Genomic DNA, 13210 nt, shown 5'->3' with positions numbered 1-13210 from the left:
CTGCCCACTGTCGCGCCTGTCTTCCGGCTTTTCGTCTCCGGTCAAGACGGTATGAGGCAACGGAGGTTCCCCGAATCCGCCTGCGTGCTGGTCGTGGGTCATACCTGGGTGCTACCGGGGAATCGACCGCTAGTCACCGGGATGTACGGAAGAGCGGCCGGGCTGCCGGGGGCAGGCCGTCGAGCGCGACCTGCCACCCGGTCGCATCCCCGGAGGGGCTCCTCGGTCAGGCGGTGGAAGTGAGCAGGACGCGCCCCGGCTCCTGGGCGTTGTGCTGTTCGGACCAGGACAGCAGGCTCACGGTGCAGGCGTGATCCTGATGGCGCAGACCGGTCAGGTCCAGTTCGACGGGCCGGTCGTCAGGCAGCGCGTCCAGCGCGTCCAGGATCTTCGGCAGCCGGAGGAACGTCGCGTTTCCGGTTATCCGTATCACGAGGCGTCCGTCGGGCCGCTCGTCGGTGTGCAGTTGGATGTGTGAGGTCTCCCAGGCGCTTTTGACGACGGACAGGGCCAGGCCGATCAGGACGCCCTCGAACATGCTGACCGTGACGATGGCCGTCGCGGTGATGAGCAGGATCACTGCCTCACCTCGGTGTTCGCGCCACAGCGGTACGACCTGCTTGGCCGGCAGCAGTTTGCACCCCGCATGGATCAGGACGCCGGCCAGCGCCGCGACCGGGATGAGCCCGAGCACCGAGGGGAACAGCGCCGCGAACAGCAGTAGCCACAGGCCGTGCAGCACGCGGGACGCCTTGGTCCGGGCGCCGGCCTGCACATTGGTGGCGCTGCGTACGATCACCGCCGTCATGGGCAGTGCGCCGAACACTCCGCACACCGTGTTGCCCACCCCCTGAGCCATCAGCTCCTTGTCGAACCGGGTGCGGGGACCGTCGTGCAGCCGGTCCACCGCCGAGGCGCTGAACAGGCTCTCCGCGGAAGCGATCAGGGTGAACGCCAGGACGGTGGCGATGACGCCGGGCTCGATCAGCTCTCCGGCTCCCGGGCCGGGAAGGTTGATGGCGTCCAGGAGGCCGCTCACCTTGACCGTGGCCACGGGCAGGTCGAACACGGCGGTGACGGCGGACGCCAGGACCACGGCGACCAGGGCGCCGGGAAGGGTACGGAGCCGGGCGGGCATCCGGCGCCAGAGGACGATGACCGCGATGGATCCGGTGCCGAGGACGAACGCCGTCAGCACGGTGGTCGAGGAGAACAGCGTGCCGACGGCGGCCGGCAGTCCCGTGATCTTGCCTATGCCGGACGGCGGGGCAGCCGTGTCGGCGAGGGTGTAGAGCTGTCCGAGGATGAGCACCAGCCCGATCCCGGCGAGCATGCCTTCGACGACGGATACCGAGATCGCGCGGAACCAGCCGCCCAGCCTGAGTGCGCCCAGGAGAATCTGGAGCAACCCGGTGGAGAGGACGATCAGTCCAAGGGCCGCCAGGCCGTACGTGTCGACGGCTTCGGCGACCAGCACCGTGAGTCCGGCGGCCGGGCCGCTGACCTGCAGGCTGCTGCCCGGTAGCAGCCCGGTGACCAGGCCACCGACGATCCCGGTGATCAGACCGAGCTCCGCCGGTACCCCCGAAGCCACGGCGACCCCGACACACAGCGGCAGCGCGACGAGGAAGACGACCAGGGAAGAGCTCGCATCGGTGCGCAGGGCTTGGCGGAGAGCGGCCATACGGTGGGCCATGTGGTGATCCCTCTGATCGGGCGTGGACGAGTCGGAGCCGGGGGGCGTCGCAGCACCGGTGTCGCGGCGGGGCGGGCGCGTCACAGCGACCTGAATTCGCCGGAGTCGGCCGTCCGGGCCGGCACTTCACCGGTCTCCACGGTGCAGTACCAGCCGTGCAGGCGCAGGCGGCCGGTGGCCAGCCGATGCGCGATGTCCGGGTGGGTCCGCGGGTGCTGCAGTTGGGTCACCGGGTGGTGCTGGGTGACGTGGACGGAGTCCCCGTCCGGGACCGGGTGATGTCCGGCCCGGGTGAGCCATTGCCGGACCAGCGGGGAGCGCCTGCACGCTCTGGCGGTGCATCAGCCCCTTCGCGGCCCCGCAGCGCGAGTGGCCGCACACCACGATGTCCGGGACCTCGAGCGCCCTGACGGCGAACTCGATGTCGGCGGCGACGCCGCACTCCGCCTGCGGCCGGCAGGGCGGAACGATGTGGCCGGCGGTCCGCAGTTCGAACAGCTCGCCGGGCCGCGAACCGGTGATCAGAGAAGGCACCACGCGGGAATCGGAGCAGGAGATGAACAAAGCGAGAGGTCGTTGACCGCGGGCCGGTTCGGCGAAGTCCTGCCGCCGGCCACTGATCTCTGTGGGGAAGTTCCGGGCATGGTCGATGAGCGATTGCATGTCGGCCTCGTGCTCGTTTGACGTCAGCGTGCGTGGGGGCTCAGGAGGCGTTCAGGGGCAGCGGCGCACACGCCTGCGACGACGCCGGTGGCGTCGTGGGCAGGTCGGACAGGCTGCCGCGGGGCTCCCGGTGAAACGCGGGGCCTGTCAGCAGCGGAAGGTCTGCAGTGTGCTGGGGGTCGGCGCTGTTCTGCCGGTGGGATTGCGCCGGTCCCGGACGGTCGTCAGGAGCGGGGCGGCGCTGCCGCCGGTCGCGGCGCAGACGGCGGCGCTCTGCCGGCCGCCGCCGTCCGGGGCGGTGATGACGCTGTTCTGCGCGCGGCGCGGTGGGGTGGCCGGAGTGCAGTGGTCGCCGTGCGGATGAGCCGGGGGCGCCTGCGCGGCCATGGCGTCACGCTCGACGGGTGACTTCTCGTACACCTGGAGCTTTGCCACCGCAACGGAGGGCGCGGGGGCCGACGCATGATGCGCGGTGGCCGCGTGTACGAAGACGACGGTGACGAGCAGAAGCAGTGCGGCCAGTGCGCGCCTTACCACCGGCTCACCTCCCCTCGTCGGGCCCCTCTTTGCCGTTACGTTACCTTCTGCCGCGGGGCGATCACACCCCCACTTTCGGCCGTTTGCAGGATGACGGACGCTACGCACCGCACATTCCGAACTCGCGTACACCGATCACGCGGTACGAACTCCCCGGATGGGTCTGCCGAGTGGCCCGTTGCGGGCGCCTGCTGTCGAGTGGATGAGGCGGCCCCGCTCGGGCGGGCCGTGCTGCCCGAGGCAGCCGTTACCGGAGGAGCTCTTGATGAGGAATGACACCAGGACCGCAGCCGCATGGGTGGTAGCCGGTCTTTGCGCTGTGGCTGTCAGTGGGTGTTCCAGCAGCAGCGGCGGGGGATCGTCTCCCTCCAAGTCCGCAGCGGCGAGCGCGGAGAACGCCGCGCCGGCGAGCCCGGCCGCTGCCAGCGCCAGCCCCACCGCGACTGCGGGTACGGGCAAGACCGTGGACACCCGCTCCGGCTCGCTGGGAAAGGTCCTGGTCAACGACAAGGGCCGGACTCTCTACCTGTTCAAGGCGGACAAACCCAAGAAGTCGACCTGTACCGGCGCCTGTGCGGAGGCCTGGCCGCCGCTGACCGCCAAGGGCAAGCCGACCGCGGGCAGTGGCGTGAAGAGCAACCTGCTCGGGACCATCACCCGCAGCGACGGCAGCAAGCAGGTGACCTACAAGGACCAGCCCCTCTACCTGTACAAGGGTGACCATGCGGCCGGTGACATGAACGGCCAGGGGCTCACTCAGTTCGGCGCCAAGTGGTACGTCCTCGACCCCACCGGCAAGGAAGTCACCCGGATGGCCACGGGCTCGCCGACGATGACCGGTTCTCCGTCGAAGACCGGCAACGGCTACTGAGCAGCCCTGCCCGGTCCACCCGTTCATGCAGGGCCCGTTCGCCGTCCATCGACGCGAGCGCGACAGCGCCTGGAGAAGAGCCATGCAGTCTGATGTCCCGGGGCCGGCCCGCAGGGCTGTGCGAGGTGTCGCAAGGCTGCTGGCCGCCGCCGGCCTGGGCGTGGATGCCTACATCCACGCCCAGCTGGCCGATCAGTACGACGCGGTCGCGGCAAGCATCAGCCAGGGCACCCTGTTCCGTATCGAGGCCGCGGTAGCCGCACTCGCGGCGCTGCTCGTCCTCGTCTGGCGCCGCGTACCGGCCGACGCCTTCGCCTGGCTCGTCGCGGCAGGCGGTCTCGCACTCCTGCTGATCTACCGGTACATCGACGTCGGCAAGCTGGGACCCATGCCGGACATGTACGAACCCGTCTGGTTCAGGGACAAGAAAATCACCGTGGTCGCCCAGGCCGTCACCATCGTCGCCGCCGGTTTTCTCCTGCTGACCCGGACCCGCAGAGCACCTCGCGGGGCTCCACCGCAGTGAGCTGCTTCCGCCGGGTCGTCAGTCCGATGTGTGAATGTCTTGTGCACGGTTACTCTTGCGCCCTACCGTTCCTCCCGTATTTCCGGGGGAGAGCCGGTGGTCTGCAAGACCTGGGGGGTCCATGCACCGATCAAGAGGGCTGTCAGCTGCCCTTGTCCTGACGATTTCCACGGCCGGTCTCGGGGTGATCGCCACCGCACCGAAGGCCTCGGCCATCACGCCGCCGGTGGCGTTCACGGCCGATGATCTGCCCACCTGGCAGACGAACGGCATCGTCTGGGCCCTCGCCCAGGCCGATGGTGTCGTCTTCGCGGGTGGCACCTTCTCCGCCATTCGGCCGCCGCAGGGCGCCACCGGTAGCGCGCGGACCGCGGTGAACTTCGCGGCGTTCAACGCCGCTACCGGTTCCCCGAACGGCTGCCAACTGTCCTTCACGGTCAAGAGCGGCGGCAACGCCACCGTGCGAGCCCTCGCGGTGTCACCGGACAGGAAGACGCTGTACGCCGGTGGTTACTTCGGCGCGGTCAACGGCACCCCGGTGTCCTCGCTGGCCGCCATCGACATCGCCACCTGCAAGCCCAAGCCGTCGTTCCGAGCGAGCTTCCCCGCTACCGTGCGGGCGCTGGCGGTCACCGGCGACACCGTTTACGCGGGCGGTGACTTCTCCACCGTCGGCGGCCAGAAACACCAGCGCTTCGCGGCTGTCAAGGCGACCGACGGCTCGGTGCTGCCCTTCACGGCCAACGCGGACGAGCCGGGCCGTGCCATCCAGTTGACGCCCGACGGCACCCAAGCCGTGCTCGGCGGCGACTTCTTCACCGTCAACGGGTCGAACTCGCACGCACTGGCCGTCGTGAACGCCAAGTCCGGCGCGGTAACCAAGTCGTACCCCGGGTTCATCGAGACCAACTCGGTGGTCAAGTCCATCGAAACCGACGCCACCGGTATCTACACCGGCAACGAGGGCACCGGCGGGGGCGTGTTCGACGGGCGCATCGCACTCAACACCGCGGACCTCAGCCAGCGCTGGCGGGACACCTGCCTCGGCGCCACCCAGGCTCTGAAGTCCTACAAGGGCGTGCTCTACATCGCCTCGCACGCGCACGACTGCTCCAGCGTCGGGGAATTCCCCAACGGCCGCCGCCACCACTTCCTGGCCGAACCCACCACGGGCACCGGCAAGCTGGGGTGGTTCCCGGACACCAATGACGGTACGGGCGAGCAGATCGGCCCCCGTGCGCTGACCGTCGCCGCCTCGGGCACCACCCAGTACCTCTGGTCGGGCGGCGAGTTCACCACCGTCAACGGCGCACCCGCGCAGAGCCTGACCCGGTTCGCCTCCACCGGTGACACCGGCAGGCCGACCGTCCCGGTGGTCCGTGCGGCGAGCGAGAAGGCCGGCGAGGTGGAAGTGCGCTGGCGCGCCAGTATGGACACCGACGACTCGAAGCTGACGTACAAGGTGTACCGCAACGGCTCCGGCACGCCGTTGGCGACCGTGCAGGCCGACTCGCTGCTGTGGGACCGGCCCCAGGTCACCGTCAAGGACACCTCGGTCACCGCGGGCAAGAGCTACAGCTACCGGGTCACCGCGACCGACGCGGCGGGCAACACCAGCGCGCTGTCGGCGACGGCCACCACCACCGCGTCGGCCGGCTCGGAGCCCTATCCGGCCGCGGTACTCGGTGACGGCGCGAAGCTGTACTGGCGTTATGACGACCCGTCGTCCCCCTTCGTCGCGGACTCCTCCACCGGCAACACCGCCGGCGTCCAGGCCAACGGTCCCTCGCTCCGGCAGACGCCCGCCGCCGTCCACGGCACCTCCACCGCGATCGGCTTCAACGGCACGAACCAGCAGGTCTCCACCGACGTCCGTGCGGCGCACCCGACCACGTACAGCCTGGAGACCTGGTTCAGGACGACCAGCTCCGCGGGCGGCAAACTGATCGGATTCGGTGACAACACCACTGCCAACAGCGGGAAGTACGACAAGCATGTGTACATGACAAATGCGGGCAAGCTGATCTACGGCGTGAGCAGTGGCGGACTCAAGACCCTGGTCAGCACGAACGCGTACAACGACGGGAAGTGGCATCAGGTCGTCGCGACCCAGGGCTCGAGCGGCATGGCCCTCTACGTCGACGGTCACCTGCTGAAGACCAACAGCGTGACCACCAACGCGGATTACACCGGCTTCTGGCACGTCGGCGGCGACAACCTGAACAACTGGCCGTCGAAACCCACCAGTGCCTTCTTCAAGGGCCAACTGGACGAGACCGCCGTCTATCCTCGCGTCCTCACCGGAACGCAGGTCGCCAACCATTACCGGCTGGCGAGCGCTCAAAAGTAGAGCTACGGGTCCACGTACCCCCCGAGGGAATACCCCCGGGGGGTACATAGTTGGGCGTCTGTGTCGGGCCGCTGCCCCGTGTGACAGACGTAGGGAGAGACGCCATGGACCACCCCGCACACCCCGCCCACACCCACACATCCGCCCGCCCCCACGCCGACCCCGCCGATCACGGTGAACACGCCGATCAAGGTGATCACGGTGAACACGGAGGGCATGCCGGCGGCACGTCCTGGCGGGCCGCGGCGCAGGCGACACTGCACTGCCTGACCGGCTGCGCCATCGGGGAGATCCTGGGCTTGGCGATCGGAACCGCAGCAGGCCTGCACAACGGGGCCACCGTGGCGCTGTCGATCCTGCTGGCCTTCGTCTTCGGTTACGCGCTCACCATGCGCGGTGTCCTGCGCGCCGGCGTACCCGTGCGGCGGGCCCTGAAGGTCGCGCTGGCCGCCGACACCGTATCGATCGCCGTCATGGAGATCATCGACAACACCGTCATGGTCGGTGTCCCCGGTGCGATGAACGCCGGACTGGCCGACGTCCTCTTCTGGACCTCCCTCGCCGGCTCGCTCGCCCTCGCCTTCGTCGTCACGACGCCGGTCAACCGGTGGATGATCGTTCGCGGCAAGGGCCACGCCGTCGTGCACGCCTACCACTGACGCGCCGTTCTTCATGAGTATTCGGTTAACGCCCGCGTGCTCTGCCCCTTCACGGGCAGGTGCACTCCGTGGACAGCGCAGACAGTTCCCCAGCGACACACTCGGCCCGGGACGCCGTGGGGCTGGCCGAACGCGCTCCACCCGACGTCGTGCGCCACGCGCCACCGGGACCCGCCTCCGCACCGGAGGCGGGCCCGGCCGTACGGGCCGGGCGTGGCTTCCCCTCCGCTCTGCGCATCGGCGGGCGGGTGCAGGGCATCGACGGGCTGCGGACGCTGGCCGTGGGACTCGTCATGGTCTACCACCTGAAACCCGGCCTCTTGCCCGGCGGCGCCCTCGGTGTGGACGTCTTCTTCACCATCAGCGGCTTCGTGATCACCCGGCTTCTGCTGGCCGAGTTCGCCCGCACCGGCGACATCGCGATGCGCGCCTTCTACTGGCGGCGCTGGCTGCGACTGGTCCCGGCCCTGCTGACGGTCTGCGTGCTGTGTGCCGTGCTGGCCTTCGCCACCCCACTGCCCGGCTTCGACGGCGCCTGGCCCTCCATCACGCTGACCGCCGTGTTCCTGGTCAACATCGTCCGGGCGGCCCAGCCCGGCCTGTACTCGAGTGACACCGCTCTGCTGGGCCACACCTGGTCACTGGGGGTGGAGGAACAGTTCTACCTCCTCTGGCCGCCGCTGCTCCTCCTGCTCCTGCGCCGGGTCGGACGACGTGCGGTGGTGCTCTGCACGGCGGTGCTGTGTGTGCTGCCGGTGCTCTGGCGGTACGAGCTGTGGAGTCCGACCTCGGCGCACCGGATCTACAATGGCACCGATACCCGCGCCGACCAGTTGCTGATCGGCGCCCTGCTGGCCGTGGTCGTAGCCGGATTGCACGCGCAGGACAGCAGGCTTATCGCGCTGCGCCTGTGGTCGGGGCGGCTGGCCTGGCCGGCGCTGGCACTGCTGGCCGTGATCGTCTGGCAGGTGCCGATGACCGGCGCGAGCGCCTGGACCAAACCCTGGTACACGATCGGGTTTCTCGTATCGGCCCTGCTGTCGGCAACGGTCCTGGCGGCGCTGGATCTCCAGCCCGGCACCTGGCTGTCCCGCGCCCTGTCCCTGGCCCCGCTGGTCTGGATCGGACGCAACCTCAGCTACGGCCTCTACCTGTGGCACTACCCCCTGGGTCGACTGCTGTCCGACATCGGCGTGGACAACGGACTCCTGCCCGCCACGGTGGCCGCCAGCTTCGCAGCGGCCACGGCCTCCCACTATCTCCTCGAGAAACCCCTCACCCGCCGCAGACGCCCGCACCCAGCGGCCACGTGAGCGACCGGCCGGCCATGGCTCCCCGTCACCCAGCCCGAGCCCGACCCCACCCCGGGGCGGACGTCGGCTTTCCACGCACGCTCCCGGAAGCGTGCGCCCTCGTTCCCTGGGCGCTTTCGAAGCGCGACAATGGGGCAGGTAACGCACCTGCAAGCGCACGTCCCTCCAGAGAGGCGGGACGCTATGACGCCGTACATTGCGGTCACCGCACTGACCCACACCGGACTGATCCGCGAGCACAACGAGGACACCCTCGTCGTTGGGCCGTGGACACTGTGCGGCACGGTGACCGAGAACCCGCAGACGCTGGTGTTCCCGCACGGCAATCCGCTCGTCGTCGCGGTCGCCGACGGCATGGGCGGCGCTCCGGCCGGCGAGGTGGCCAGTGCGCTGGTGGCCCGCAGACTCGCGGCCATCGGCCCCACGCTGGACAGCGAGGAAGCCGTCAGTGACGCACTGAACCGGTGCAACCGCGAGGTGTACGCGGCCGCCGAGCGTGATCCGGCGCTGGCAGGCATGGGCACCACGGTCGCCGGTGTCGTCGTGCTGGCGGAGTCACTGCTGGTGTTCAATGTCGGCGACAGCAGGGTGCTCGACGCGACGCAGGGCGGGGAGCGCGACGGCGGTCCTCGACACGGCGGGCTTCGGCTGCTCAGCAGAGACGACAATCCGCCGCTGCCGCCCGGGCAGCGCATCACGCCGATCCTCACCCAGGCGCTGGGCGGCGCCCCGCGGTTCGTCGGCATCACGCCGCACGTGACCACGTCACCGCTGGCCGCGGGCGACCGCTACCTCGTCTGCACCGACGGCCTGACCGACCCGGTACCCGAGGACGAACTCGGCGACCTGCTCCGGTCCCACGACGACGGCAGGGCCGTCTTCGAGTTGTGGAAGGCCGCCATCGAGGCCGGCGGCCCCGACAACATCACGCTCGCGCTGCTGCACATGGGCGACCAGCACACGCCGGCGGGCGCGGCGGATCACGAGCACACGTCCGCACTTGAACGAGGTCCCGGGTAGGTGTTCGCTGGAAGTGTCCGGAAACGCGCGGTAGCCGGCCGAGTGCCGCCGGCCCGGAGCGCTGTCCTCCCGGAGGTGGTGGAGATGAAGGCCGTCGTCTACGAGAAGCCCTTCACCGTAGGGATCAAGGAGGTGGAGGACCCCCGGATCCAGCACCCGAACGACGTGCTGGTGCGCGTCACGTCGTCGGCGATCTGCGGGTCCGACCTGCACATGTACGAGGGCCGCACGGCGGCCGAGGCGGGCATCGTGTTCGGGCACGAGAACCTCGGAGTGATCGAGGAGGTCGGCATGGGTGTGGCCTCCCTCAAGGTGGGCGACCGCGTCGTCATGCCGTTCAACGTGGCGTGCGGCTTCTGCAAGAACTGCCTCGCGGAGAACACCGGCTTCTGCCTGACGGTGAACCCCGGCTTCGCCGGCGGCGCCTACGGCTACGTGGCCATGGGCCCGTACACCGGAGGGCAGGCCGAACGGCTGCGCGTGCCGTTCGCCGACTTCAACTGCCTGAAGCTGCCACCGGGCGAGCAGTTCGAGACCGACTTCGTGCTCCTCGCCGACATCTTCCCGACCGGCTACCACGGCTGCGAACTGGCGCAGGTCAGCCCCGGTGAGACCGTGGCCGTCTACGGCGCCGGCCCGGTGGGCCTGATGGCCGCCTACTCGGCGCTGCTGCGCGGCGCGTCGAAGGTGTTCTCCGTGGACCGGGTACCCGAGCGGCTGGCCAAGGCGGAGCAGATCGGGGCCATCCCGATCGACTTCACCAAGGGCGACCCGGCCGAGCAGATCAAGGAGCAGACGGCCGGTGAGGGCACCGACAAGGGCGTGGACGCGGTCGGCTACCAGGCCCAGGCCCACGATGCCAGCCACGAAGAGCCCGCGGTCGTCCTCAACACGCTCGTCGAAACGGTCCGGCCGACGGGCATGCTCGGCATCCCCGGTCTGTACGTACCGTCCGACCCGGGCGGCCCGGACGAGCACGCCAAACACGGCCAGCTGCTGGTCTCCATCGGCAGGATGTTCGAAAAGGGTCAGCGGATGGGCACCGGGCAGTGCAACGTCAAGCGGTACAACCGCCAGCTGCGCGACCTGATCACCGCGGGCAGGGCCCAGCCCAGCTTCGTGGTCTCCCACGAACTCCCGCTCGCGGACGCGCCGATGGCGTACCAGAAGTTCGACAAGCGGATCGAGGGCTACACGAAGGTGGTGCTGCACCCGGAGCTGGTGCCGGCGTAAGCGAGAAGGGTGACGGGTGGCGGCCCGCCCACCGTGTCGGTCAAGGAGCGTGGATCGTGCCACCAGGGCCGGATGTCGTGGGCGTACGGCTCACCGTCCGGCCCAGCGCGGCGGCCACCCGAGCGAACTTCGCCGCGTCCACGACGGCCGCGCCGCCCGGATCGTTGTTGAAGTACACATACACGTCTTCCTCATCGGACCAGGCGTCGGTGATGCGGCGGGCCCAGGACTTCAACGCCTGGCGTCCGTAGCGCGGTGGCGGCTCCGCCGTGCCGCCGTGAAACCGGACGTACCCCCACGGCGCGGTCCGCCACAGCGGCGTCACCGGCCGGGAACCCCGATCCGCCCAGCACAGAGCGCTCCCGTGCCGCTCCAGCACCGCCCGCAGCTCCCGATCTGCCGCCCACCATGAGGGGTGGCGGGGCTCGAAGGCCACCCGGACCGGGTCGGGAAAGCAGCTCAGGCAGGCGTCCAGAGCGCGGACGTCCTCCCGGAAGTGCGACGGCAGTTGCAGCAGAACCGGCCCCAGCCGGTCGCCGAGACCGGCGGCCCGGCCCATCAGCCGCTGCACCGGTTCCTCGGGATCACGGAGCCGCTTCATATGGGTCAGGTAGCGGCTGGCCTTGACCGCCATGACGAAGCCGTCCGGCGTCCGCTCCCGCCAGGAGGCGAAGACGTCCGTGGTGGGCAGGCGGTAGAAGGCGTTGTTGTTCTCCACCGTGGCGAAGTTCCGGGCGTACTCCTCCAGCCACAGCCGCTGCGGCTCCCGCGGCGGGTAGAGAAACACCGCGCCAGTCCTTGTACTGCCATCCCGAGGTTCCGACGAGCATGGGCATGCCCCGATCCCTGCCCGGTGGGCCACCGGACGTATCGCCTCACCTCTGCCGCCACTGCTCCGTTGGGCGCCTCGGAAAGAAGGACTGGGAGCGGGGGCTTCCTGTGAGAGGTGAGAAGACGAGCTACGGCAACCGTCGTCCGCTGTCCCTCAGTGCATCCCGGACGGTGCGCCGCTCGCCCGTTGGGGCCAAGCGGCGCACACCAGGTCCGTGATCAGCTGAGCTTCTTGGCGGCCGTCTCGTACTCGCCGGCCTGCGTCGGGATCAGGTACCGGGATGCCGCTGATCCTTGGCTGATGTCCGTTCCTCCCTGAGGTCGGGGCAGGCAGGAGTGTTGAATACGGCTTCATGAGCGAGAGTGGGCGTGCGGCGAGCCGGACAGCGGTGCTGGTCTGCCAGGGGCGGGCAGTCGCCGATGGGAAGGCTGCTCCAGGGCGGTTCGCCGATCCGGTGGCGGTGCGGTTGCTGCGCATCGCGGAGCGCACGTCCGTGGACGAGGTGCGCGGGAGTACTCCGCCGGAGGGTTGGCAGGCGCGTACCGCGTACGAGCGTGTGCGGGCGTGCGCCGAGGTGGTCGTTCCGCGGACAGTCGCGATCGACGATGCCCTGGGCGCCCGCGTGACCGGCCAGCTCGTGATCCTCGGCGCAGGTCTGGATACGCGCGCGTGGCGTCTGCCCGGGCTCGCGCAGACAGATGTGTGGGAGGTCGACCATCCTGCCTCCCAGCAGGACAAGCGCGCCCGCCTCGGCGAGGCCGTGGAAGCGGTCCGAGGGCCCGATGAGGGCGATCTCCCAGTCGGCGAACTGCCTACCATCGCCCGTTCCGTACGCTTCACGCCGGTCGATTTCGCCGTCGATGATCTCGGGATGGCGTTGGACGCCGCACGGCACGATCCCTCCGCGCCGACGACATGGTTGTGGGAGGGCGTCGTCCCCTACCTCACGCGCGACGAGGTGCGCGCCACGGTGGCCGCGCTCGCTGCCCGGACGGTCCCGGGCAGCGCACTCGTCGTCAACTACCAGGCGCCGTCGGTGAAAGCAGCCGCAGGGATGCTACTGACACGCGTGCTGGGCGGTTCCGTCACGTCGGGCGAGCCGTGGCGGTCGTTGTGGAGGCCGCAACAGATGGCCGCACTGCTCGCGGAGCACGGCCTGCGGGTGGTGTCGGACGACACCCTCCTCGCCCTCGCGCACAGCCTCGGTAGCCCGGCACGGAGACGGGCATCCTTGCAGTCGGGCCGCGTAGCCGTCGCAGAGAGGCACTGACGTGAGGAGCCGATCTGAACCGATCCGGGTTCGGTAGCGACTCACGTTCACGATCTCCCCCCCATCGCGTACGTGCCCTGGTGGCGCTGACCGAGGCGAAGCCGGTCCCTCCATGCCGTGAGCACCGAGAAGCCGCCGCGCTTCTCCAGCCCCGGGCGTGGTTCATTGTCGTCAGCCATCGAAAGCACCGCTCTTCGCCCGCGCCGGCGTCGCTCGTCAGGCCGCCCTGAAGGAGAAGAT

Annotated in this window: 11 protein-coding genes and 2 pseudogenes; 8 read left to right on the top strand and 5 right to left on the bottom strand. The window is 69.6% G+C overall.

The genetic code is table 11. The annotated features are described in order from the left end of the window. Positions 1-226: 226 nt before the first annotated feature. The 4 genes and pseudogenes from AB0M87_RS17050 to AB0M87_RS17035 form a co-directional block, all read right to left on the bottom strand. The gene (locus tag AB0M87_RS17050) at positions 227-1696 is read right to left on the bottom strand and encodes a SulP family inorganic anion transporter (RefSeq protein WP_365853555.1); all 1470 of its coding nucleotides are present in this window, start codon (positions 1694-1696) and stop codon (positions 227-229) included. A gap of 80 nt (positions 1697-1776) precedes the next feature. Further along, positions 1777-2359: pseudogene (locus AB0M87_RS17045) on the bottom strand (carbonic anhydrase). A 147-nt stretch (positions 2360-2506) separates the two neighbouring features. After that, positions 2507-2896 carry a hypothetical protein gene (locus AB0M87_RS17040; protein ID WP_365853553.1) on the bottom strand — a complete coding sequence of 130 codons (390 nt, stop codon included), beginning with the start codon at positions 2894-2896 and terminating at the stop codon, positions 2507-2509. A gap of 135 nt (positions 2897-3031) precedes the next feature. Further along, positions 3032-3355: a hypothetical protein gene (locus AB0M87_RS17035; protein WP_365853551.1), complete on the bottom strand. Its 324-nt coding sequence runs from the start codon at positions 3353-3355 to the stop codon at positions 3032-3034. Between the two features lie 4 nt (positions 3356-3359). On the opposite strand from AB0M87_RS17035, the gene AB0M87_RS17030 reads away from it, so the two are divergent. The 7 genes from AB0M87_RS17030 to AB0M87_RS17000 all read left to right on the top strand — a co-directional run bounded on the left by AB0M87_RS17030 (position 3360) and on the right by AB0M87_RS17000 (position 10868). Next, positions 3360-3767, top strand: a complete 408-nt coding sequence (locus AB0M87_RS17030; RefSeq protein ID WP_365853549.1) for a hypothetical protein — start codon at positions 3360-3362, stop codon at positions 3765-3767. A gap of 82 nt (positions 3768-3849) precedes the next feature. Continuing rightward, positions 3850-4293 carry a hypothetical protein gene (locus AB0M87_RS17025; protein ID WP_365853547.1) on the top strand — a complete coding sequence of 148 codons (444 nt, stop codon included), beginning with the start codon at positions 3850-3852 and terminating at the stop codon, positions 4291-4293. A gap of 121 nt (positions 4294-4414) precedes the next feature. Then, the gene (locus AB0M87_RS17020; RefSeq protein ID WP_365853545.1) at positions 4415-6643 is read left to right on the top strand and encodes a LamG domain-containing protein; all 2229 of its coding nucleotides are present in this window, start codon (positions 4415-4417) and stop codon (positions 6641-6643) included. A 104-nt stretch (positions 6644-6747) separates the two neighbouring features. Continuing rightward, positions 6748-7302 carry a DUF4396 domain-containing protein gene (locus AB0M87_RS17015; protein WP_365853543.1) on the top strand — a complete coding sequence of 185 codons (555 nt, stop codon included), beginning with the start codon at positions 6748-6750 and terminating at the stop codon, positions 7300-7302. A 68-nt stretch (positions 7303-7370) separates the two neighbouring features. After that, positions 7371-8615, top strand: a complete 1245-nt coding sequence (locus AB0M87_RS17010) for an acyltransferase (RefSeq protein WP_365853541.1) — start codon at positions 7371-7373, stop codon at positions 8613-8615. Positions 8616-8798: 183 nt separating this feature from the next. Continuing rightward, on the top strand, positions 8799-9635 hold the full coding sequence (locus AB0M87_RS17005; RefSeq protein WP_365853539.1) for a protein phosphatase 2C domain-containing protein: 837 nt from the start codon (positions 8799-8801) through the stop codon (positions 9633-9635). 84 nt (positions 9636-9719) lie between these two features. Then, positions 9720-10868, top strand: coding sequence for a glutathione-independent formaldehyde dehydrogenase (locus AB0M87_RS17000; RefSeq protein ID WP_365853537.1), 1149 nt, complete (start codon positions 9720-9722; stop codon positions 10866-10868). A 40-nt stretch (positions 10869-10908) separates the two neighbouring features. Here AB0M87_RS17000 and AB0M87_RS16995 read toward each other — a convergent pair. After that, positions 10909-11704, bottom strand: a pseudogene (locus AB0M87_RS16995) (DUF72 domain-containing protein). A 348-nt stretch (positions 11705-12052) separates the two neighbouring features. Here AB0M87_RS16995 and AB0M87_RS16990 point away from each other — a divergent pair. Then, a complete protein-coding gene (locus AB0M87_RS16990) occupies positions 12053-12970 on the top strand; it encodes a class I SAM-dependent methyltransferase (protein WP_365853535.1) in 918 nt (305 codons plus the stop codon). Positions 12971-13210: the final 240 nt, after the last annotated feature.

The organism is Streptomyces sp. NPDC051320 (assembly GCF_040682175.1).
Classification (GTDB): Bacteria; Actinomycetota; Actinomycetes; order Streptomycetales; family Streptomycetaceae; genus Streptomyces.
The sequence above is the reverse complement of the archived record's forward strand: the minus strand, read 5'-3'. Positions and strand labels throughout refer to the sequence as shown.